The 23,261-nt window shown below is 70.6% G+C and carries 13 protein-coding genes and 1 pseudogene; 8 read left to right on the top strand and 6 right to left on the bottom strand.

Annotation, left to right across the window (positions count from 1 at the left end):
• Window positions 1-19 precede the first annotated feature (19 nt).
• The 3 genes from ACQP03_RS28380 to mce all read right to left on the bottom strand — a co-directional run bounded on the left by ACQP03_RS28380 (window position 20) and on the right by mce (window position 3,733).
• On the bottom strand, window positions 20-1,285 hold the full coding sequence (locus ACQP03_RS28380) for a cell division protein DivIVA (RefSeq protein ID WP_357134193.1): 1,266 nt from the start codon (window positions 1,283-1,285) through the stop codon (window positions 20-22).
• 310 nt (window positions 1,286-1,595) lie between these two features.
• Complete coding sequence (gene ccrA / locus ACQP03_RS28375) at window positions 1,596-2,951, bottom strand: crotonyl-CoA carboxylase/reductase (RefSeq protein ID WP_357134257.1); 1,356 nt, start codon at window positions 2,949-2,951, stop codon at window positions 1,596-1,598.
• A 308-nt stretch (window positions 2,952-3,259) separates the two neighbouring features.
• On the bottom strand, window positions 3,260-3,733 hold the full coding sequence (mce, locus tag ACQP03_RS28370; protein WP_357134195.1) for a methylmalonyl-CoA epimerase: 474 nt from the start codon (window positions 3,731-3,733) through the stop codon (window positions 3,260-3,262).
• 62 nt (window positions 3,734-3,795) lie between these two features.
• Between mce and ACQP03_RS28365 the strand changes: the two genes are divergently transcribed.
• The 6 genes and pseudogenes from ACQP03_RS28365 to ACQP03_RS28340 all read left to right on the top strand — a co-directional run.
• Window positions 3,796-4,980 (top strand): acetyl-CoA C-acetyltransferase, encoded by a 1,185-nt coding sequence (locus ACQP03_RS28365; RefSeq protein ID WP_357134198.1) that lies wholly within the window; start codon window positions 3,796-3,798, stop codon window positions 4,978-4,980.
• On the top strand, window positions 4,977-5,981 hold the full coding sequence (meaB, locus tag ACQP03_RS28360; RefSeq protein ID WP_433459085.1) for a methylmalonyl Co-A mutase-associated GTPase MeaB: 1,005 nt from the start codon (window positions 4,977-4,979) through the stop codon (window positions 5,979-5,981). The genes ACQP03_RS28365 and meaB overlap by 4 nt, the downstream gene beginning before the upstream one ends.
• 146 nt (window positions 5,982-6,127) lie before the next feature.
• Complete coding sequence (locus ACQP03_RS28355) at window positions 6,128-6,541, top strand: Asp23/Gls24 family envelope stress response protein (protein WP_357134201.1); 414 nt, start codon at window positions 6,128-6,130, stop codon at window positions 6,539-6,541.
• 106 nt (window positions 6,542-6,647) lie between these two features.
• Entirely contained in the window at window positions 6,648-8,336 is a 1,689-nt protein-coding gene (locus ACQP03_RS28350) for an acyl-CoA mutase large subunit family protein (protein WP_433459082.1), read from the top strand.
• A 202-nt stretch (window positions 8,337-8,538) separates the two neighbouring features.
• Window positions 8,539-9,459 carry a tetratricopeptide repeat protein gene (locus tag ACQP03_RS28345; protein ID WP_357134205.1) on the top strand — a complete coding sequence of 307 codons (921 nt, stop codon included), beginning with the start codon at window positions 8,539-8,541 and terminating at the stop codon, window positions 9,457-9,459.
• Between the two features lie 83 nt (window positions 9,460-9,542).
• A pseudogene (locus tag ACQP03_RS28340) lies at window positions 9,543-10,712 on the top strand (arginase family protein); the annotation flags it as partial.
• Window positions 10,713-11,176: 464 nt separating this feature from the next.
• On the opposite strand, the gene ACQP03_RS28335 reads toward ACQP03_RS28340, so the two are convergent.
• Complete coding sequence (locus ACQP03_RS28335) at window positions 11,177-13,141, bottom strand: penicillin-binding transpeptidase domain-containing protein (RefSeq protein WP_433459080.1); 1,965 nt, start codon at window positions 13,139-13,141, stop codon at window positions 11,177-11,179.
• Window positions 13,142-13,427: 286 nt separating this feature from the next.
• Between ACQP03_RS28335 and ACQP03_RS28330 the strand changes: the two genes are divergently transcribed.
• Window positions 13,428-18,509, top strand: a complete 5,082-nt coding sequence (locus ACQP03_RS28330; RefSeq protein WP_433459078.1) for an NAD-glutamate dehydrogenase — start codon at window positions 13,428-13,430, stop codon at window positions 18,507-18,509.
• Between the two features lie 71 nt (window positions 18,510-18,580).
• Here the strand turns inward: ACQP03_RS28330 and ACQP03_RS28325 are convergent, their stop codons facing one another.
• The gene (locus ACQP03_RS28325) at window positions 18,581-19,270 is read right to left on the bottom strand and encodes a class F sortase (protein WP_433459076.1); all 690 of its coding nucleotides are present in this window, start codon (window positions 19,268-19,270) and stop codon (window positions 18,581-18,583) included.
• Window position 19,271: 1 nt separating this feature from the next.
• Window positions 19,272-20,831: a hypothetical protein gene (locus tag ACQP03_RS28320; RefSeq protein WP_433459074.1), complete on the bottom strand. Its 1,560-nt coding sequence runs from the start codon at window positions 20,829-20,831 to the stop codon at window positions 19,272-19,274.
• A 592-nt stretch (window positions 20,832-21,423) separates the two neighbouring features.
• Here ACQP03_RS28320 and ACQP03_RS28315 point away from each other — a divergent pair.
• Window positions 21,424-23,232: a glycoside hydrolase family 6 protein gene (locus ACQP03_RS28315; protein ID WP_357134213.1), complete on the top strand. Its 1,809-nt coding sequence runs from the start codon at window positions 21,424-21,426 to the stop codon at window positions 23,230-23,232.
• Window positions 23,233-23,261 lie beyond the last annotated feature (29 nt).

The raw sequence follows: 23,261 nt of genomic DNA, 5'->3' as shown, positions 1-23,261 counted from the left end.
CCCAACCTGACGCCTCGCGTCAGCCGGCGGTCTCCGCGGTGACCCGCTCCTGAGCGCCGTCGGTCTTCTTCGTCTCGGGCTTCGCCGCCGCGGCGGGCGGCGACGAGGGAACGCCGGGCACGATGCCGGCGAGCCCGGAGAGCATCTGCCCGAGCTGCGAGGTGACCGCGTCCTTCTGCCGGGTGAGGTCCTCGACCTCGCGGCGGGCGGCCTGCGTGGTCAGCTCGGCCTCGGTGCGGGCCTCGGTGAGTAGACGCTGCGACTCGGCCTTGGCCTCGTTGAGCATCTTGTCGGACTGGGCCTTGGCCTTGTCGACCGTCTCGGCGGCGTTGCGCTCCGACTCGACGCGACGGGCCTCGGCGCGCTGCTCGATCTCCTTGGCGCGCTCCTGGGCGGCGCGGGCGCGCTGCTCGGCCTCGCTGACCATCTTCTGGGTCTGCGCCACCTGGGCGGCGTGCCGCTCGGACTCCTCGCGCTCGGCCTTCTCGCGCCGCTCGGCGAGTTGCAGCTCCAGGGCCTGGAGGTCCTTGTCGCGCTTGTCCCGCGCGTCGGTCAGCAGCTTGGTGGCCTCGGCGCGCTTCTCCTCGGCCTCGCGGGCGGCCTTGGCCCGCTGCTGGGTGATCTCCCGCTCGGCGGTGGCGCGCAGGGTGGCCACCTCCCGCTCCACGGTCGACTTCAGCTCGGCCACCTCGTGTGCCGTGACCGTCCGGAGCTGCTTGGTCTCGCGGTCAGCGTCGGCGCGCAGCGTGTCGGCCTCGCGGCGGGCCTGCACCCGGACCTCGGCGGCCTCCCGCTCGGCGGCGGTACGCAGGTTGCCCGCCTCGCGTTCCGCAGTGGCCTTCATCGCGGCGGCCTCGGCGCGGGCCTTGTCCGTGATCTCCCGCGCCTCGAGGCGGGCGGCGGAGAGGATGCCCTCCGACTCGCGCTTGGCCTCGTTGCGGTGGTCGTTGGCCTGCTCCTCGGCGAGCCGGAGGATCTGCTCGACGCGGGTGCCGAGCCCGGAGAGGGTGGGCCGGCTGTTCTCTTCGAGCTGCTTGTTGGTGTCGGTGAGCTTCTGCTCCAGCGCACTCATGCGCTGCTCGGCCTGGCGGAGGCGACGCTGGGCGTCGTTCATCCGCTGCTCGGCCTCGGCACGGGCCTGCTCGGACTGGGTCAGCGCGGCGGTCATCCGGCCGATGAAGTCATCGACCTGGTGAGTGTTGTATCCGCGCAGGCCAACGGTGAAATCTGGCTGCGAGTTCGCGTTATCGAAGAACGCGAGAGGGGAGGACTGCTGCTGGGGCATTGGGACATACTGGCAGACGCCCCAGGGTGCTTCGCAAGAGCGGTACGCAGCTTTCGTCTCCTCTTTACATGGTCAACTGCCCTGGCCCCCGGGGCCGGACCAATCGGCGATCTTGGCAGGTCCCGGGCCGGGCGGACGCCACGCAGCGTGACGCGAAAAAGGGCCACGGGGTGTCTCCCGTGACCCTTTGTTCGACCCGCATGGGTTCGGGCTAATGGGGGTGGAAGAACAATGGCCGATCACCGCATTGGCCATCGGGTGCTCATCCGTCCGGCCGGTGTCCCGCTCAGTGCCCCCGGAAGTGTCCCGCTCAGTGCCCCCGGAACCGGTTGATCGCCGCTTCGTGCCGGGCCCGCAGCTCCCCGTCCCGGACACCCAGCCCGTCCGACGGCGCGAGGCAGCGCACGCCGACCTTGCCCTGGTGCGCGTTGCGGTGCACCTCGTACGCGGCCTGACCGGTCTGTTCGAGGGAGTAGGTGCGGGACACCGTCGGGTGCACCTTGCCGAGCGCGACCAGCCGGTTGGCCTGCCACGCCTCGTGGTAGTTGGCGAAGTGGCTGCCCACGATCCGCTTGAGATGCATCCAGAGGTAGCGGTTGTCGTACTGGTGCTGGAAGCCGCTCGTGGACGCGCAGGTGACGATGGTGCCGCCGCGCCGGGCCACGTAGACGCTCGCGCCGAACGTCTCCCGGCCGGGGTGCTCAAAGACGATGTCCGGGTCCTCTCCACCGGTGAGTTCGCGGATCCGCTCACCGAACCGCCGCCACTCGTCCGGGTCCTGGGTCTGGTCGTCCCTCCAGAACCGGAAGTCCTCGGCGGCCCGGTCGATGACCAGCTCCGCGCCCATGCTGCGGCACAGCTCGGCCTTCTCGGGCGAGGAGACGACGCAGACCGGGATCGCGCCGCCGTTGAGGGCCATCTGGGTGGCGTACCCGCCGAGGCCACCGGACGCGCCCCAGATCAGCACCACGTCGCCCTGCTTCATGTTGGCGCCGTGGTGGGAGACCAACTGCCGGTACGCGGTCGAGTTGACCAGCCCCGGGCTGGCGGCCTCCTCCCAGCTGAGGTGGCGCGGCTTGGGCATGAGCTGGTTGGCCTTGACCACGGCGAGTTCGGCCAGCCCGCCGAAGTTGGTCTCGAAGCCCCAGATCCGCTGCTGCGGGTCGAGCATCGTGTCGTCGTGCCCGGCGGCGTCCTCCAGTTCGACCGAGAGGCAGTGCGCGACGACCTCGTCGCCGGCCACCCACCGGGTCACCCCGGGACCGGTACGCAGCACCACGCCGGCCGCGTCCGAACCGACCACGTGGTACGGCAGGTCGTGCCGACGGGTCAGCTCGGAGACCCGGCCGTAGCGCTCGAGGAACCGGAAAGTGGATACGGGTTCGAAGATGCTGGTCCACACCGTGTTGTAGTTGATCGCGCTGGCCATCACGGCGATCAGCGCCTCGCCCGGTCCGAGTTCCGGCGTCGGCACCTCCTGCACGTGCAGCGCCTTGCGGGGGTCCTTGTCCCGGGTGGACATGCCGTCGAACATCCGGGACTCCTCGGCGCGGACGACCACGCCCCGGTAACTCTCCGGTACGGGAAGTCCGGCGACGCCGGCCAGTTCCCGGTCCGGGTCGTTCGATTCCTCCGCCGCCATGATCGCTTCGAGGATGTCCTGCACGGTGACCTCCGGTTCGTCCCACACCCGCGCGGGCCCGGGTGCTGCCATCGTCGGCGCCGGTGGGACGCGACCGCCATGTCGGCATTCGACACATCCGGCACCGGCCGCGCTCCTGTGGGGCGGGACGTTACTGAACGGTAGCTAAAGCCGGAAGTCCTCTGTGAAAAACTGCATCCGCCGATGCGTGAAGCTGCCCGACCAGCGCGAGAAGCGCGCACGGACGTGCGTGTGAGCGCGCCCTCGCCAGGCGTTAGGAAGGGCCCCCTGCTATACGCGAGGCGTTAACAAAGGGCCCTTCCTTCAAGCCGTCAATGCGTGGCGGCGGGTTGGACCAGTTCGATCAGGACGCCGCCGGCGTCCTTGGGGTGGACGAAGTTGATCCGGCTGTCCGCGGTGCCGCGTCGCGGCTCGTCGTAGAGCAGCCGCATCCCCCGCTCACGCAGCGCCGCGCAGGCCACGTCGATGTCCGCCACGGTGTACGCGACCTGCTGCACGCCCGGCCCGTTGCGATCCAGGAACTTCGCGATCGTCGACTCCGCGGTGAGCGGGGCGAGCAACTGCACGCAGCCGCCCTCGGCGGTCGGCCCGACGGCCAGCATCGCTTCCCGTACGCCCTGTTCGGCGTTGGTCTCGACGTGTACGCAGCGCATCCCGAAGGTCCGCTGGTAGAAGTCGATCGCGGCGTCCAGGTCGGCGACGGCGATGCCGACGTGGTCGATCTTGCGAAGTCCGATGTCTGTGACGTAGTCCGCACCGGGCTCGACGGGGGAGTTCTCTGTCATGGCGCTAGTCTGGCCGAACCATCGTTCAGGCGTACAGCTCGGCACCCCCCTCGGAGGCAGGCATGGCTTCGGTGATCGTCAGCGGCGCGCGGACCCCCATGGGCCGGCTGCTGGGCAACCTCAAGGATCTCCCGGCCACCAAGCTCGGCGGGATCGCCATCAAGGCGGCCCTGGAGCGGGCGGGTGTCAGCCCCGACCAGGTCCAGTACGTGATCATGGGCCAGGTTCTCCAGGCCGGCGCCGGTCAGATCCCGGCCCGGCAGGCGGCGGTCGAGGCCGGCGTGCCGATGTCGGTGCCGGCGTTGACCATCAACAAGGTCTGCCTGTCCGGCCTGGACGCGATCGCCCTCGCCGACCAGCTCATCCGGGCCGGCGAGTTCGACATCGTGGTGGCCGGCGGGATGGAGTCGATGACCAACGCGCCGCACCTGCTGATGGGTCAGCGCACCGGCTACAAGTACGGCGACGTGGTGGTCAAGGACCACATGGCGCACGACGGGCTCAGCGACGCCTGGGACTGCTGTTCGATGGGCGAGTCGACCGAGCGGCTCGGCGCGCGGCACGGCATCACCCGCGAGGAGCAGGACGCGTTCGCCGCGACCAGCCACCAGCGGGCCGCCGCCGCGCAGAAGAACGGCCACTTCGCCGAGGAGATCACCCCGGTGCTGATCCCGCAGCGCAAGGGTGACCCGTTGGTGATCAGCGACGACGAGGGCATCCGGCCGGACACCACCGCGGAGTCGCTGGCCAAGCTGCGGCCCGCCTTCGCCAAGGACGGCACCATCACCGCCGGCAGTTCCTCGCCGATCTCCGACGGCGCCGCCGCGGTGGTCGTGATGAGCAAGGCCAAGGCCACCGAGCTGGGCCTGACCTGGCTGGCGGAGGTCGGCGCGCACGGCAACGTGGCCGGCCCGGACAACTCCCTGCACTCGCAGCCGTCCAACGCGATCAACCACGCCCTCAAGAAGGGCGGCCTGAGCGTCGAGGACCTGGACCTCATCGAGATCAACGAGGCCTTCGCGCAGGTCGGCATCCAGTCCACGCGTGACCTCGGCATCAGCCCCGACAAGGTCAACGTCAACGGCGGCGCGATCGCCCTGGGCCACCCGATCGGCATGTCCGGCGCGCGTCTCGTACTCACTCTCGCCCTGGAGCTGAAGCGTCGCGGCGGTGGCACCGGCGCGGCGGCGCTGTGTGGCGGCGGTGGCCAGGGTGACGCGCTGATCATCCACGTCCCGGCACAGTGAGCGAGAAGACCGGGCACGCTCCGGCGGCGGGTGCCACGTCGGTGCGCCGTAGCCGGGACGTACCGCTGCTGGTCGAGCGGGCCCGCGCCGGTGACCCCCGGGCGGTGGCCCGCCTGATCACCCTCGTGGAGAACGGCGACGCGCTGCTGCCGGCGATCGCCGCCGCGCTGGCGCCGTACGCCGGTCAAGCCCAGGTGGTCGGGCTGACCGGCTCGCCCGGGGTGGGCAAGTCGACCACCACCAACGAGCTGGTCCGCGCGCTGCGGGCGCGGGGCCATCGGGTCGGCGTGTTGGCGGTCGATCCGTCCAGCCCGTTCACCGGCGGGGCGATCCTCGGCGACCGGGTGCGGATGCAGGACCACGCCACCGACCCGGGTGTCTACATCCGGTCGATGTCCAGTCGGGGGCATCTCGGCGGGCTGGCGGCGGCGACGCCGCAGGCGGTCCGGGTGCTGGAGGGCGCCGGCTGCGACGTGGTGCTGGTGGAGACCGTCGGCGTCGGGCAGGCCGAGGTGGAGGTGGCCTCGCTGGCCGACACCACGCTGGTGCTGCTCGCCCCGGGCATGGGCGACGCGATCCAGGCCGTCAAGGCCGGCATCCTGGAGATCGCCGACGTGTTCGTGGTCAACAAGGCCGACCGGGACGGCGTCGACGCCACGGTCCGCGACATCCAGGGCATGATCGCGCTCGGCGAGCGCGGGCCGGGGCAGTGGCGGCCGCAGGTGGTCCGCTCGGTCGCGGCCCGGGGCGAGGGCATCGACGACATCGCCGCCGCCCTCGACAAGCACCGCGGTTGGCTGGTCGAGCACGGCGAGCTGCGTCGCCGGCAGGAGGCGCGGGCCGCCGCCGAGATCGAGGCCATCGCGCTCGGCGCCCTCCGCGCCAGGATCGGCTCACTGCGCGACGGTACGGAGTTGAGCACGCTCGCCGCCTCCGTCGCTGCCGGTGACCTCGACCCGTACGCGGCTGCGGACGAGCTGCTCGCCCAACTCGCGAACTGACCCGGCGTCAACGGCCGCGCGATGCGCGCGCCTGGACGCGAAGCCCCCTCCGGTTTTAGTAGGCTCGCGGCCGGCAGCGACCTGCCACGCGGCGGACCGACGATCAGGTCGGTCCACAGTGCACCGGGACCAGGGGAGACGTGAGCATGACGGACGCGGTGGAGAACGCCGGCACGACGCAGCCGACGACGGGCGCGGCCCGGGGTGTGACGTCGGTGTCCGACGAGGTGGTGGAGAAGATCGCCGGTGCGGCCGCTCGCGCGGTTCCCGGTGTCGCCGACCTCGGCGGTGACGTGGCCCGGTTCTTCAACAGCGTGCTCGACAAGGTTGGCCTGGACGAGGTGGGCGACGCCCGCCGGGGCGTCTCGGCCGACGTGAAGGGCACCTCGGCCGTCGTCAACGTGGTTCTGGTGATCGACGCCGGTTCCGTCGTGGCCGACGTGACCGAGGCGGTGCGGGCCGCGGTCATCGAGGCGGTGGAGAAGTACGGCCTGTCGGTCACGCAGGTCAACGTCACGGTGGACGACATCGAGCTGAACCAGCCGGGCGCCGCCGGTTGATCGTGGCTCGTCTGGTTACCCGCCGGTATGGCCTGACTTAGCGATCGTTCAGGCAAGGGCTCTACACTCGGTGTGCTGGTCGAGCAACCGAGGAGGAGCCCCGCGCATGGACGCCGACGAGATCGCCGCCGGACGGGCACGCTGGCAGGCCCGGTACGACTCCGCGCGCAAGCGGGACGCCGACTTCACCACGCTTTCCGGGATGACCGTCGACCCGGTCTACGGGCCGCCCGAGGGCACCCCCTACCCGGGCTTCGAGCGCATCGGCTGGCCGGGCGAGTACCCGTACACCCGGGGTCTGTATCCCACCGGCTATCGCGGTCGGACCTGGACGATCCGGCAGTTCGCCGGCTTCGGCAACGCGCGGCAGACCAACGAGCGTTACAAGATGATCCTCGGCGCTGGCGGCGGCGGCCTCTCGGTCGCGTTCGACATGCCGACGCTGATGGGCCGCGACTCGGACGACCCGCAGTCGCTCGGCGAGGTCGGGCACTGCGGCGTCGCCATCGACACCGCCACCGACATGGAGGCGCTCTTCGACGGCATCGACCTGGCCGGCGTCACCACCTCCATGACGATCTCCGGCCCGGCCGTGCCGGTGTTCTGCATGTACCTGGTCGCCGCCGAGCGGCAGGGCGCCGACCTGTCCACGCTGGACGGCACGTTGCAGACCGACATCTTCAAGGAGTACATCGCGCAGAAGGAGTGGCTGTTCGACCCCGAGCCGCACCTGCGCCTGATCGGCGACCTGATGGAGTACTGCGCGGCCGAGATCCCGCGCTACAAGCCGCTGTCGGTCTCCGGCTACCACATCCGCGAGGCCGGCTCGACCGCCGCGCAGGAGCTGGCGTACACCCTCGCCGACGGCTTCGGCTACGTCGAGCTGGGTCTCTCGCGCGGACTCGACGTGAACGTGTTCGCGCCCGGACTGAGCTTCTTCTTCGACTCGCACCTCGACTTCTTCGAAGAGATCGCCAAGTTCCGCGCCGCCCGCCGGATCTGGGCCCGCTGGCTGCGCGACGTCTACGGCGCGACCAGCGAGAAGGCGCTCTGGCTGCGCTTTCACACCCAGACCGCCGGCGTGTCGCTGACCGCGCAGCAACCGGTCAACAACGTCGTGCGGACGGCCGTCGAGGCGCTCGCCGCGGTGCTCGGCGGCACCAACTCGCTGCACACCAACGCGCTCGACGAGACCCTCGCGCTGCCCACCGACGAGTCCGCCGAGATCGCCCTGCGGACGCAGCAGGTGCTGATGGAGGAGACCGGCGTGGTCAACGTGGCCGACCCGCTCGGCGGCTCCTGGTACGTCGAGGCGCTGACCGACAAGATCGAGGCCGAGGCGGAGGAGATCTTCGCCCGCATCCGCCAGCTCGGCGGGGAGGGGCCGCACCAGATCGGTCCGATGACCTCGGGCATCCTGCGTGGCATCGAGGACGGCTGGTTCACCGGGCACATCGCCGAGTCGGCGTTCGTCTACCAGCAGGCCCTGGAGAAGGGCGACAAGAAGATCGTCGGCGTCAACCGCCACACCGGCACGGTCGCCAAGGAACTGGAGATCCTGCGCATCTCGCACGAGGTGGAGCTGGAGCAGCGCCGGGTGCTCGCCGAGCGCAAGAGCGCGCGGGACGAGGCCGCGGTGCGCGCGGCGGTGACCCGGATGGTCGAGGTCAGCCGCACCGACGGGAACATGATCCCCGCCATGCTCGACGCCGTCCGCGCCGAGGCCACGCTCGGCGAGATCTGCGACGCCCTGCGAGCCGAGTGGGGCACCTACCGCGAACCCGCCCGCTTCTGACCCCCCGGCCCCTCAGCCCCGTCGATCTTGCGGTTTCTGTGGCGGCATAAGCCGCAAAAGTGACGTAGCGGCAACCGAAAGCGCAAGATCGACGGGGCTGGGAACGGGGGGCCGTTTCGCGTTGTCCGATAGGCGTGAGAGTTGCGACGTTGGAGTTGTGGGTGAGCCGGGAATGCGGGCCCACGTGCGAGACTAGGTAACCATGAGCGACCCACGGATCACCTCGTCGATCTTTACCCGCGGCGCGGTCGACCTCAGCACGCTGCGTGGCCCCGCACCAGCCGGTACCCGCCCCGGCGCACCCCCGCAGGGCGGCCCGTCCGCCGGCACACCGGGCGCACCGACCGCCGACAACGCCCCCATCGTCGACGTCACCGAAGCGACCATCCAGTCCGCGGTGCTCGAGCAGTCGATGGCCATGCCCGTCATCGTCTTCTTCGGCGCGGCTGGCTTCCCCGAGAGCGACGAGTTCGCCCCGGTGCTCGAGCGGCTGGCGGCCGAGGGCGGCGGCGCCTGGTTGCTGGCCCGGGTCGACGTGCAGGAAAACCCGCGGATCGCCCAGATGTTCCGGGTCCAGGGCGTCCCGACGGTCTACGCGGTCGTCGGCGGCCAGCCGATCGACGCCTTCTCCGGTGTGGTGCCCGAGGCCCAGCTCCGCCAGTGGATCCAGGCCGTTCTCAAGGCCGGCGGCGTGACCGTCGCCGAGCCGGAGGACCCGCGCCTCGACGAGGCGGACGACGCGCTCATGAGCGGCGACCTGGACGCCGCCGAGCAGGCGTACCGCAAGATTCTCGCCGACGCCCCCGCGGACGCCGCGGCCACGGCGGGCCTCGCCCAGGTCGGCGTGGCACGCCGGGTGGCGGGCGCCGACCCGGCCACCGCGCTGGCCGCCGCCGAGAGCGCCCCCGACGACGTCGCGGCCCAACTGCTGGCCGCCGACATCGAGGTGCTCAGCGGGCTGGCCGAGCAGGCGTACGCCCGCCTCGTCGGCCTGGTCCGGCGCACCGCCGGTGAGGACCGCGAGACGGTCCGCCAGCACCTGGTGTCGCTCTTCTCCATCGCCGGCCCGGACGATCCGGCGGTCGCCTCGGCCCGTAGGGCACTGGCCAGCGCCCTGTTCTGAGTCCGCAGCACGACTGTGAGTGCGTAGTACGCCAGCGCGGGCCGGCGTTCGCCGGCCCGCCCGACCACCGGGGACGGGAGCTCATGATGCGCCGGATCGCCGTCCTCGACGCGCCGACAAACCTCGGCCTGCGACCGCCGACGTCCACCTCCGTGCCGGGCTGCGCCAAGGCGCCCGGCGCGCTGCGCGACCACGACCTGCTGGCCCGGCTGCGGGCCCGCGACGCCGGGTGCCTCACCCCACCCCGGTACGACCCCGGTGACTGGCGGCCCGGGGACGGCGTGTGCCACGCCCGGGAGATCGCCGACTACTCGCTCGCGCTCGCCGAGCGGATCGGCTCGATCATCGACCGGGGTGAGTTCCCGGTGGTGCTGGGTGGCGACTGTTCCGTGCTGCTCGGTTCCGCGCTCGCCATGCACCGCCTCGGTGAGGCGGTCGGCGGGCGGATCGGACTGGTCTTCGTCGACGGGCACTCCGACTTCCGGCACCCCGGCAACGCCTCCTACGTCGGCGCGGCCGCCGGGGAGGACCTGGCCCTGGTCACCGGGCGCGGGCAGGCCGACCTGGCCGCCCTGGAGGGTCGCCGGCCCTACTTCCGCGACATCGACGTGGTGGTGCTCGGCATCCGTGCGCAGGACGAGTACCGCCTCGACCTCCAGGCCGCCGGCATCACCACCCGCCCGGTCCCCGCGCTGCGCGCCGAGGGCGCCGCCCGGACCGCCCAGTGGGCACACGAGCAGCTCGCCGACTGCGCGGGCTACTGGGTGCACATCGACGTCGACGTCCTCGACCCGGCGGTGATGCCGGCCGTCGACGCCCCCGACCCGGGCGGCATCGCCTTCGCCGAGCTGGAGATCCTGCTCGCCGGCCTGGTCGACACGCCACACTGCCTCGGCGTTGAACTGACCGTCTTCGACCCCGACTACGACCCGGACGGCTCGTACGCCGCCGAGATCGTCAACACCGTGGTCGCCGGTCTGGCTCCCGTCAGTGCCCCGGAGGCGATGCCGCCGCGGCTGCTGTCGCCCCGGCCCACGACCGCCGCGAGACGTGCCACCGAACGGACGACGGCCGCCGGCCGGTCCGACCGCGCCGAGCGCCACGGCGGGCCCGCCGGGCTTGCTCGTGCCGCGGGGGTGCCGGGCTCTGCCAGCCCTGATCGCGGTGCGGGCACCGTCGCCGACGCTGCCCGGTTCGATGAGTTCGACGGCGAGGGCCTCGACGAGGACGACACGTCCGGCGCAGCCTCTCCCGGCCTCGGCTCCTCCCGCCTCCCGGTGTCGAGGAGTGAGGCGGCCGACGAGGTCGCGGCGGAGGCCGAGCCATCCGTGATCCGCGACCGGTCCCCGTCCGAGCCTTCCGGCCTCGCGGCGCAGATCGCGGCCACGGTCGAGCCGTCGGGGCTCGCGGCGCAGATCGCGGCCACGGTCGAGCCGTCGGGCCTCGCGGCGACGGTCGAGCCGTCGGGGCTCGCGGCGCAGATCGCGGCCACGGTCGAGCGCGAACCGGTCGGTCCGCCCGCGTCGGCCGGCCCGGGTCTGCTGCGGCGGCCCTCCCCGCCGGCCCAGAACGCACCCGAACGGCCCCAGACCGACACCGCCTGACCCGCTCGCGGCCACCCGACTCGTGATCCACTCGGTATCAGCGAAACCGGGGTGTCCGGACGGCTTGGACGCCCCGGTTTCAGTGAAACCGAGTGGATCAAGGGTCGGGTGGGTCAGGGGGTAGGCAGGGCGCGGAGGAAGCGTTCGGCGATCGGGACGGCCGAGGCGGTGCTGGCGCCGCCCTTCTCCACGAACACGGCGAATGCGACGTCACCCCGCCAGCCCACGAACCAGGCGTGCGTGTGGGCCGGGTTGTCGTCGAACTCGGCGGTGCCGGTCTTGCCGTACACCTCGCCGCCCGGGACGTCCTTGAGCGCGCTGGCGGTGCCGGCGGTGACCACCTCGCGCATCATCGTGCGCAGCGCCGTGACGGACTCCGGCTTGAGCTGCCCACCGGGCGGGGCCGGCTTGGCCGGCGCCGGGTCGACCAGCAGTTTCGGCTGCTCGAAGCGGCCCCGGGCGACGGCCGCCGTGGCACCCGCCATGGCCAGGGGGCTGACCAGCGTGGTGCCCTGGCCGAACGACGCGGCGGCCTGCTCGGCGGGGCTGCCGCCGGTGGAGACCTTGCCGGTGAAGACATCCACGCCGAGGTCCCACTGCCCCTCCAGCCCCAGGGACCGGCCGGCGGCGGCCAGCCCGTCGCCGCCGAGCTTCGGCGCCAGCGAAGCGAAGGCCGTGTTGCAGGACTTCGCGAAGTCGGTGCGGAACGGCACCGAGCCCAACTCGAAGTTGTCCGAGTTCTTGAAGGACCGGCCGTCGACGGTGAAGGTCTTCTTGCACTCCACCGGGCCGTCCAGAGTGACCGCGCCCCGGTCCAGCAGGCCCAGCGCGCTCACCATCTTGAAGGTGGAGCCCGGCGGTACCTGTGCGCTGAACGCCAGGTTCTCGCCGGCCGGGCCGGGACCGTTGGCGGCGGCGAGTACCGCGCCGTCGCTGACCCGTACCGCGACCAGGGCGGAGCGGCGCGGCTCCGCGCGCAGTGCCCCGTCGGCCGCGTTCTGGGTGGCCACGTCCAGGGTGGTCTTCAGCGCCTGGCCCGGCTGGGGATCGCGGCGGAACAGCTCGGTGCCGGTGGGCGCGAGCTTGCCGTCCTCGGTGGGCCGTTCGACCAGGACGGTCAGCCCGGGGGCGCCGCGCAACCGCTCGTCGTAGCGGCCCTGCAGGCCACCGTGTCCGACGAGGTCGCCGGCGACGTACCTGTCGGGGTGGGCAGTGAGGTCGTCGGCCTGCGCCTGGTCGACACTGCCGAGTAGCGCGCGGGCGAACTCGCGGGTGGGTGCGAGGTCGAGCTTGTCGGAGATGAACTTGGTGCCGGGCAGGTCGTAGATGCGAGGTTTGATCTGCTTGTACGCGTCCTCGCGCAGGGTCACCACCTCGACGAACGCACCCGGATCGGCCTCGGCGACCCGCTTGGGAAGGTCGGCCAGGTCGACGCCGGGGACCAGAGCCGGACGGATCGCCTTGAAGGCGGCGTCGAGATCCTTGACCAGCTTCTTGATGTCGGTGACCTGGTTGGGCTGCACGCCCACCCGCACGATCGGGCGCGGTGACACGATCGGCGTGCCCGCCGCGTCCAGCACGCCGGCACGCGGGCCGGCGTCGCGGCGCAGCGCCAGCCGGTCGCCCCTGGTGAGCTGCTCGTGGAGGACCCGCGGCTCCCACATCACCCGCCACTGGTCGTCGTCGCCCTGGATGAGCCGCAGCTCCCGGTCGTACGTCCAGTGGGTCTGGCCCGGCAGCGACCAGTCCACCCGGATGGTGGTGGTCGCGATGTTCTTGGTGATCTTCGGCTCGCCCTGTCGGGTCAGCGTGGGCGGGGTGCTGGCCAGCTCGCCGGACAGCTCCTTGATCTCCTTGCTCACCTCGGCCGCCGGCGTCTTCGCGCCGGTCGAGTCGACCATGGCGACTGCCTGCAGGTCGCCGCTGCGCCAACCGGCGAGGAAGGCGTCGGCGCTGCGCTCCGGCCCGTCGTCTCCGGAGCACGCCGCCAGCACACCGGCGGTGAGCAGGGACGCGGTGAGCGCGGCCACCCGGCGCGCGCGGTTCGACCGGTTTGGGCGGGGGTAGGACAAGGTCATGAAGCGGTCCTTCCGATCTCGTGCTGCTCTGCACGGTAGTACGCGAACGCTGTCCCCAACGCCCCGGGAAGTCCTCGACGTGCGGAAAGACGGACCGAGCCGGTGTGATGAACATCGCGCGGCGGGGTATCCCGCAACCGGCCAACCTCGGACCCGCAACGGGTGAAAGGACGAAGTCCCGATCCGGACGCCCTGCCAGTGGTCCGCCGACGAAGGCGGCAAACGGCAGGCCTAGGCTGGGCGGCAGAGTGACCCACAACGCGGTGGGTCGAGGGGAGTGGCACCGATGGACCGGCGTCCGGCGATCAAACCGGAACCCGACCTCCGACCGGATAACTCCGGGCGGGACGAGGACAGCTTCGATTCGGCGACCGACGGGGACGGCTACGGCCGGCTCGACACCGGCGTCACCGGGCTGACCGGGTCGAGCATCGACACCATCTACGATCTGGGTCTGCCGAGCGAGGCGTTGGCCGACGACGTGGAGGACGCCGAGCTCGACGAACCCGTACCCAACGCGGAGCGGCTGGTGGCCCAGGCCGTCGCGCTCGCCGGGGACGACCATGACGCGGCGACCCTGGTCGGCCGTTTCTGGCGGTTCGCCCCGGACGAGGAGCTGGTCGGCTTCACGGCGGAGGAGATGCTCGACGCGGCCCGGGCGCACCGGGACCTCGCGCAGCAGCGGGTGCCCGGCGAGTTGAAGCTGCGCATCCACGAGCCGCACGCCGACCAGCACCACACCGTCGTCGAGATCGTCACCGACGACATGCCGTTCCTGGTCGACTCGGTGACCGCGCTGCTCAACTCGTACCACCTCGACGTACACCTGCTGGTGCACCCGCTGGTGGTGGTCCGGCGCGAGCCGCTGGGCCAGCTCACCGAGGTTTCGGCGGACGTGGAGCCGGACGACGCGATCGCCGGTGACATCGTCGAGAGCTGGATGCGGATCGAGATCGACCCGGTCCGGGACGCGGCCGAGCGGGACCGGTTGCGGCACGAGCTGCAACGGGTGCTCACCGACGTACGGGAGGCCGTGGAGGACTGGCCGAAGATGCGTCAGCGGGCCCTCGCGCTCGCCGACGAGCTGGCCTCGGCCCGTACCTCGGACAACCGCCCGCCGGTGCCGGAGAAGGACATCACCGACTCGGTGGAGCTGCTGCGCTGGCTCGCGCACGACCACTTCACGTTCCTCGGCTACCGCGAGTACCGCCTGGTCGACGCCCCCGACGGAAACCCCGCGGACCCGGTGGACGGCAAGGCCCTCGAAGCGGTGCTCGGCACCGGGCTGGGCATCCTGCGCTCGGACTCCCCGGACGCCCGGTCGCTGGCCTCGATGACGCCCGAGGCGCACGAGAAGGTGCTGGAGAAGCGCCTCCTCATCATCACCAAGGCCAACTCGCGGGCCACCGTGCACCGCTCGGCGTACCTGGACTACATCGGCTTCAAGATCTTCAACGAGGCCGGCGAGGTCATCGGCGAGCGGCGTTTCCTGGGGCTGTTCTCCACCGCCGCGTACCGGACCAGCGTCCGGGAGCTGCCGGTGGTGCGACGCAAGGTCGCCGAGGTGCTCGACCGTTCCGGCCTGAGCCGGCGCAGCCACTCCGGCAAGGACCTGCTCCAGATCCTGGAGACCTACCCGCGCGACGAGCTGTTCCAGATCAAGACCGACGACCTGTACCACGCGGTGATCGGCGTGCTGCGGATGGCGGGTCGCCGGCAGCTGCGGGTGTTCCTGCGCCGTGACGCGTACGGGCGGTTCATCTCCTGTCTGATCTACCTGCCCCGCGACCGGTTCACGACGCAGAACAGGCTGCGCATGCAGGACATCCTGCTGCGCGAGCTGAACGGTGTCGGGGTGGACTACACGACCCGGGTCACCGAGTCGATGCTCGCCCGGATCCACTTCATCGTCCGTACCGATCCGACCCGGCCGCCCGGCGAGATCGACGCCGACCTGTTGGCCGAGGAGCTGGCCGACGCGACCCGGCTCTGGGACGACGACTACCGGCTGGTGCTGGAGCGCAAGCTCGGCGACGAGCAGGCCAAGCACCTGTTCGCCCGGTACGCCGACGCGTTCCCGGAGGGCTACAAGGACGGGCACACGCCGTACGAGGCGATGAAGGACCTGGCCAAGCTGGAGCTGCTGGAGGAGCCCGGCCAGCTCGAGATGCACCTGTTCCGCAAGCAGCTCGCGCCCCGGCCGGGCACCCGCGTGCCGGGCGCCGACGTGCCCGACGACATGAACGTGCGGTTCAAGGTCTACCGGTACGGGGAGCCGATGATGCTCTCCGCCGTGCTGCCCGTGCTGCACTCGCTCGGCGTACGGGTGGTCGACGAGCACCCGTACGAGGTGGACCGGATCGACGGTCGGGTCTACCTGTACGACTTCGGCCTGATGCTGCCCGAGGGGCACCACGAGCTGGCCGAGGTCCGTCCGCACGTGGAGAACGCGTTCGCGGCGGCCTGGCGCGGCGAGGCCGAGGTGGACCGGTTCAACGAGCTGGTGCTGCGCGCCGGACTGACCTGGCGGCAGGTGGTGGTGCTGCGGGCGTACGCGAAGTATCTGCGGCAGGCCGGCACGGTCTTCTCGCAGGACTACATGGAGCAGACCTTCATCGCGTACCCGAAGCTCGCCAGCCTGCTGGTGGAGCTGTTCGAGACCCGGTTCGCGCCGGGTGACCTGAGCGCCGAGCAGCGGCGGCAGCGCAGCGGCGAGCTGGTGGAGACGATCCGGGGCGCGCTGGACGACGTGGCCAGCCTCGACCAGGACCGGATCCTGCGCTCGTACCTGACGCTGATCGAGGCGACCCTGCGGACCAGCTTCTACCAGAAGCCGGTCGGCGGGCGGCCGAAGGCGTACGTGGCGTTCAAGCTGGACCCGCAGGCCATTCCGGACCTGCCGGCGCCCCGGCCGAAGTTCGAGATCTTCGTGTACTCGCCCCGGTTCGAGGGTGTGCACCTGCGGTTTGGGCCGGTGGCCCGGGGCGGGTTGCGCTGGTCCGACCGTCGGGAGGACTTCCGCACCGAGGTGCTGGGCCTGGTCAAGGCGCAGATGGTGAAGAACACGGTGATCGTGCCGGTGGGCGCCAAGGGCGGCTTCGTGCTGAAGCAGAAGCCGGGGGACCGGGACGAGGCGGTCGCCTGCTACCAGGAGTTCGTCGGCGCGATGCTCGACGTCACCGACAACATCGTCAGCGGGCAGATCGTGCCGCCGGACGACGTGGTCCGGCACGACGGCGACGACCCCTACCTGGTGGTCGCCGCGGACAAGGGCACGGCCACGTTCTCGGACATCGCCAACGAGATCTCGCTGGCGCACAACTTCTGGATGGGCGACGCGTTCGCCTCCGGCGGTTCGGCCGGGTACGACCACAAGAAGATGGGCATCACCGCCCGTGGCGCCTGGGAGTCCGTGAAGCGGCACTTCCGGGAGCTGGGCCTGGACACCCAGACCCAGGACTTCACGGTGGTCGGCGTCGGCGACATGTCCGGCGACGTGTTCGGCAACGGGATGCTGCTCTCCGAGCACATCCGGCTGGTGGCCGCGTTCGACCACCGGCACATCTTCCTGGACCCGGACCCGGACGCCGCCACCTCGTACGCGGAGCGTCGGCGGCTGTTCGACCTGCCCCGCTCCTCCTGGGAGGACTACAACGAGGAGCTGATCTCGGCCGGGGGCGGCATCTTCTCGCGTACCGCGAAGTCGATTCCGATCACGCCGCAGGTCCGGGCGGCGATCGGCCTCGACGACGACGTCACGCAGATCTCGCCACAGGAGCTGATGAAGGCGATCGTCACCGCTCCGGTGGACCTGTTCTGGAACGGCGGCATCGGCACGTACGTCAAGGCCTCCACCCAGACCAACGCGGAGGTGGGCGACAAGTCCAACGACGCGATCCGGGTGGACGGGCGCAGCCTGCGCTGCCGGGTGGCGGGCGAGGGCGGCAACCTGGGCTGGACCCAGCTCGGCCGGATCGAGTACGCGTTGACCGGTGGCCGGATCTACACCGACTTCATCGACAACGCGGCCGGTGTGGACACCTCCGACCACGAGGTGAACATCAAGATCCTGCTGAACACCGCGGTGGCCGACGGCGAGCTGACCACCGCCGAGCGGGACGAGCTGTTGGCCGGGATGACCGACGAGGTCGCCGAGCTGGTGCTGCGCGACAACTACGACCAGGCTCGGGCGATCAACAACGCCCAGGCCCAGGCCGCCTCGCTGCTCCCGGTGCACCGCCGGATGATCAACGAGTTGGAACGTTCGGGCGGGTTGGACCGCGCGTTGGAGGCGCTGCCGCCGGACGAGGAGTTGGCGGTCCGGAGCGAATCCGGCCTGACCGCGCCGGAGTTCGCGGTGCTGCTCGCGTACGTGAAAATCGTCCTTGAGCGGGAGATCCTCACCGAGGGGCTGGCCGACGAGGAGTGGACGACCGACGTTCTGGTCAACTACTTCCCGACGCCCATGCGTGAGCGGTTCGCCGACCGGATGGGCCGGCACCGGCTGCGCCGGGACATCGTCACCACCGTGCTGGTCAACGAGGCGATCAACCGGGGTGGCATCTCGTTCATCTTCCGGGTGGTCGAGGAGACGGCGGCCAGCGCCGCGGACGTGATCCGTGCGTACGTGGTGGTCAGTGAGGTGTTCGGCCTGCGCGACCTGTGGGACGCGGTCGAGGCGCTGGACAACAAGGTTGCGCCGGAGTTGCAGACCAGCGTCTACCTGGACACCCGCCGGTTGCTCGACCGGGCGGTGCGTTGGCTGGTCTCCAACCGGCGCTCGCCCATCGACGTGCCGGCCGAGATCGCCCGACTGCGCGACGGGGTCACCCGGCTGCTGCCGGGTCTGGAGGAGCTGTTCTACGGCGGCGAGCGGCAGGCCATCGCGGCGCACATCGACTCGATGACCGAGCGCGGGCTGCCCCGCGAGCTGGCCGAGCGGGCGACCCGGCTGATGTACAGCTTCGGTCTGATGGACGTGGTGGAGACCGCGAACGCCAGCGGGCGGGACGTCAGCGAGGTGGCCTCGGTCTACTTCGTGCTCTCCGACCTGTTCCGGGTGGACTCGCTGCTGTCGAAGATCTCCCTGCTGCCGCGGGAGGACCGCTGGCAGACCCTCGCGCGGATGGCGCTGCGGTACGACCTGTACGCGGCGTTGGCCGCGCTCACCGCCGAGGTGCTCGACTCGACCGGGGACGAGTTGCCGCCGCACGAGCGGGTGCAGCAGTGGGAGCAGTCGAACGCCACGTCGATCCACCGGGCCCGCCAGGCGATGGGGGAGTTCGACGAGTCGCGGGCGGATCTCGCTGCCCTGTCCGTGCTGCTGCGCCAGATCCGCACCCTGGTGCGGACCTCCGCCGCCGCCTGAGTCACTACGCCGGACGCGGTCCGGCCGGTCGGGGTGACCCGACCGGCCGGACCGCTTCGTGTACGGGTTGGTCACGCCGCCAGGGTGGCGAAGACGACCACGTTGTCGGGGTAGCTGCGCACGGTCTCGTCGAACTGGCCGCCGCACGTCACCACCCGCAGGCCGGGCCGGTCGTTCGGCCCGTAGACCAACTCGGTGGGGAAGGACGTCTTCGGGTACGACTTCACCGAGTCGACCCGGAACGTCGCCGGCCGGCCATCCGCCCGCCGCACGGTGATCGTGTCACCGGGCACGAGCGCGCCGAGATCGAAGAAGACGGCCGGGCCGAGCTTCGCCGAGTCCACGTGCCCGACGATGACCGCGTTACCGGTCTCGCCGGGGCTGGCCCCCGGCTCGTACCAACCAGCCCGGTCGGCCTGCTCCAGCGGGGGGACCTGGACGGTGCCGTCCGGGTTGGTGCCCAGCGACATGATCGTCGCGTCGACGCCGATCCGGGGAATCTCGATGGTGGTCGGAGCGGACCGGGTCAGCGCGGTCGGCGCCGCTTCGCCGTCGACGGGTGGGATGTCGCTGTCGGGGACCGCCGACCCGCTGACCTCGGGGCCGGCCTGGGCCAACGGCTGTGGGGGTCGGGGAGCGGGCGTGGTCTGCATCGAGGCGCCGATCATGCCGGCGCCGATCATGGCGAGGGTGACGACGACGGCCGCACCGGCGGCACGCCACGGTCTCCCGTGACGGCCGCCGGCCGGTGTCGCCGTCACGTCAGGCGAGCGAACCATCGGTCCGCCGACGACGCATCAGCACGATCCCGCCGAGCGCGGCAGCGCCGAGCAGGCTCGCACCGCCGGTGGCCAGGCCACGGTCGGTGCCGGTGCTGACGCCGCCGTCACCACCGTCGACCCCGCCGTGCGGCAGGACGACCAGTTCGCCCTCGCCGCACGAGCCCTTGAGCTCGTAGCGACCCGGCTTGGCGTCCTTGTCGACCTTGGCCTCGCCGTAGTAGACGAACTCGCGCTCGTCGTCTCGGCCGCCCTTGTCCCAGCTCTTGTCGGAGCCGTACTCGTCGTCGGAGCCGTAGTCGCGGTCCTCGGATTCGTGGCCCTTGGACTCCCAGCTCTTGTCGGAGCCGTACTCGTCGTCGGAGCCGTAGTCGTGGCCCTCGGATTCGTGGCCCTTGGACTCCCAGCTCTTGTCGGAGCCGTACTCGTCGTCGGAGCCGTAGTCGTGGCCCTTGGACTCGTCGTCCTTGGACTCCCAGCTCTTGTCGGAGCCGTACTCGTCGTCCGAGCCGTAGTCGTGGCCCTCGGACTCGTGGCCCTTGGACTCCCAGCTCTTGTCGGAGCCGTACTCGTCGTCGGAGCCGTAGTCGTGGCCCTCGGACTCGTGGCCCTTGGACTCCCAGTCCTTCTTGTCTTCGTCCTTGGACTCCCAGTCCTTCTTGTCTTCGTCCTTGGACTCCCAGTCCTTCTTGTCTTCGTCCTTGGACTCCCAGTCCTTCTTGTCTTCGTCCTTGGAGTCCCAGTCCTTCTTGTCTTCGTCCTTGGAGTCCCAGTCCTTCTTGTCTTCGTCCTTGGAGTCCCAGTCCTTCTTGTCTTCGTCCTTGGAGTCCCAGTCCTTCTTGTCTTCGTCCTTGGACTCCCAGTCCTTCTTGTCCTCGTCCTTGGAGTCCCAGTCCTTCTTGTCTTCGTCCTTGGACTCCCAGTCCTTCTTGTCCTCGTCCTTGGAGTCCCAGTCCTTCTTGCCTTCGTCGTCCTGGGCGTCCTGGCCGTGCTCCTCGCCCTTCCAGTCCTTGCTGTCCTCGTCCTCATAGGCGTCGGCGGCAGCGCCACCGCCCTGGCCGCCGGGCTGGGCGTCGCCGTGCTCACCCTTGCCCTTGTCGTCCTTGCCCTTGTCGTCCTTGCCCTTGTCGTCCTTGCCTTCGTCGCCCTTGCCTTCGTGGTCCTTGCCCTTGTCGTCCTTGCCGTGCTCGTCCTTGCCCTTGTCGTCGTCCTTGCCGTGCTCGTCCTTGCCCTTGTCGTCGTGGTCGTAGGAGTCGTCCTCCTCGCTCCACTCGCCGCGGTCCTCGCCCCGGTCGTCGCGCGCCGGCTTGAGCTTGACCTTGCCGGTGACCTTGGACCACACGTAGGCGTGCTCCTGGCGATCCGGGCAGATCTCGAGGAGCTTGACCTCGTCGCCGGCCTTCACGATGTGCGGCTTGGCGTAGACCTTGCCGTCCTCGTCGTGGTGACCGTCAGCGAACGCGATCCCTGGCGCGAACACCAGGAGGGACGCGCCACCGAGGGCGGCGCCCGCAACGACCTTCCCGAGCATCTTCTTAGCCATGACCTGCGTCACTCCATCCCTGTTGTCCTGAGCCCGGCGACAACCGAGCTAAGACCGACGTTAGACCGTTTCATGACTTATGAAGTGAAAGATTCGCGTTTTGACCTTTGCTGGTGGTAAGAGGCGAAGGAGTGATACGCGGCTTTCTTTGCCCGCCGTGCCGCGGCGGGCGCTCACCGCCCGGCCGGGTTGGTCGCGGCATTCCCGACCCGCCGCGCGCTACCAGTGAGGCTCGACCGGTAACGGACGGCTGGCGCCGCCCGCGTCACCTCGGGGGTATCGTCCGAGTCGAGGGCGGCGGCGCATCGAGCCATTGCCATGGAAGCGCTCCCATGCAAGAATCGGCGCACGCGGTTTCGGGGGAGCCACACCGCGCAGGCGGGGCGTCGAGGGCATCCGGTTCACCGGACGACAACCGGCCGCCGATCGGTCGGCCACGCGCCGGCCAATCACCACCAACCACCACCACCGCCCGTCCGGGTCGGGCACCCCAAAGAATCCCGTGGCGCCGGAGGCCGTCCGTGCAGGACGCCCGCCGGGCCGTCTCGCCGGGCCGAACGCGGGCCCGGTCTCGCCCAAGGAGATCAGTGGCATGAATGTGTGGAGAAGGCTGTCCGGCCCCCGCCGGACCCTCGCGCTCGCCGGCGCGGGCGTTCTGGTCGCCGGCGGGCTGGTGACGATCCCGGTCACCGCGGCGCAGGCCGCGACGCAGTGCGACATCGCGTACACGACCAATGACTGGCAGGGTGGCTTCACCGCCAACATCACCATCAAGAACCTCGGCGACCCGGTCAACGGTTGGACGCTGGGCTGGACCTTCCCCAACTCCAGCCAGCGCGTGCAGCAGGGCTGGTCGGCCACGTACACCCAGTCCGGCAGCCAGGTCACGGCCCGCAGCATGTCCTACAACGGCACCCTCGCGACCGGCGCGTCGACGACCCTCGGGTTCAACGGAGCGTGGAGCGGCAGCAACCCGAAGCCGACCTCGTTCACCCTGAACGGTGTGGTCTGCAACGGTGGCACCGGCAACCCGACCACCCCGCCGCCCACCACGCCTCCGCCGACCACGCCTCCGCCCACCACGCCTCCCCCCACGACCCCGCCGCCCACGACGGGGCCGCCGCCGACCACCCCGCCCCCCGGTGTGAAGGTCGACAACCCGTACGCCGGTGTGCCCGGGTACGTGAACCCGGAGTGGAAGGCCAAGGCGGACGCCGAGCCCGGCGGTAGCCGCGTCTCGAACAACCCCACCGCCGTGTGGCTGGACCGGATCGCCGCGATCAACGGCACGCCGAACAGCAGCTCAAACGGGGCCTTCGGGGTGAAGGACCACCTGGACGAGGCGCTGCGCCAGGGCGCCGGTTACATCCAGTTCGTGATCTACAACCTGCCCGGCCGCGACTGCTCGGCGCTCTCCTCCAACGGTGAGCTGGGCCCGGACGAGCTGCCCCGGTACAAGTCCGAGTACATCGACCCGATCGCCGCGATCCAGTCCGACTCGAAGTACCGGAACATCCGGATCATCAACATCATCGAGATCGACTCGCTGCCGAACATCGTGACCAACACCTCGGGTCAGCCCGGCGGCACGGTCATGTGCGACACGGTCAAGGCCAACGGCGCGTACGTCAACGGTGTCGGCTACGCCCTCGCCAAGCTGGGCGCGATCGGTAACGTCTACAACTACATCGACGCCGGCCACCACGGCTGGCTCGGCTGGGACTCCAACTTCGGCCCGACCGCCGAGATCCTGAAGACCGCCGCTGTCGCCTCCGGCAGCACGGTCAACAACGTGCACGGCTTCATCACCAACACCGCCAACTACTCGGCGCTCACCGAGCCGTACTTCAAGGTCACCGACAACGTGAACGGCCAGACGGTGCGGCAGTCCAAGTGGATCGACTGGAACTACTACGTCGACGAGCTGTCCTTCGCCCAGGCGTTCCGGACCAAGCTGGTGTCGTTGGGCTTCAACTCCAACATCGGCATGCTGATCGACACGTCCCGCAACGGCTGGGGCGGCGCCAACCGGCCCACCGGCCCGGGCGCGACGACCAGCGTCGACACGTACGTCAACGGTGGCCGGATCGACCGTCGGGCGCACGCCGGTAACTGGTGCAACCAGGCCGGCGCGGGTCTCGGCGAGCGGCCGCGGGCGAACCCGGCTACGGGCATCGACGCCTACGTCTGGGTGAAGCCTCCGGGCGAGTCGGACGGCTCCAGCTCGGAGATCCCGAACAACGAGGGCAAGGGCTTCGACCGGATGTGCGACCCGACGTACGGCGGTAACGCCCGCAACGGCAACAACCCGAGCGGGGCGCTGGGGAACGCGCCGATCTCCGGGGCGTGGTTCTCGGCCCAGTTCCGGGAGCTGATGCAGAACGCCTACCCGGCGCTCTGATCGGGTAGCTCACGTGCCAACCCGCCTCC

Source organism: Micromonospora sp. CA-248212, assembly GCF_050948405.1.
Lineage (GTDB): Bacteria > Actinomycetota > Actinomycetes > Mycobacteriales > Micromonosporaceae > Micromonospora.
The sequence above is the reverse complement of the archived record's forward strand: the minus strand, read 5'-3'. Positions and strand labels throughout refer to the sequence as shown.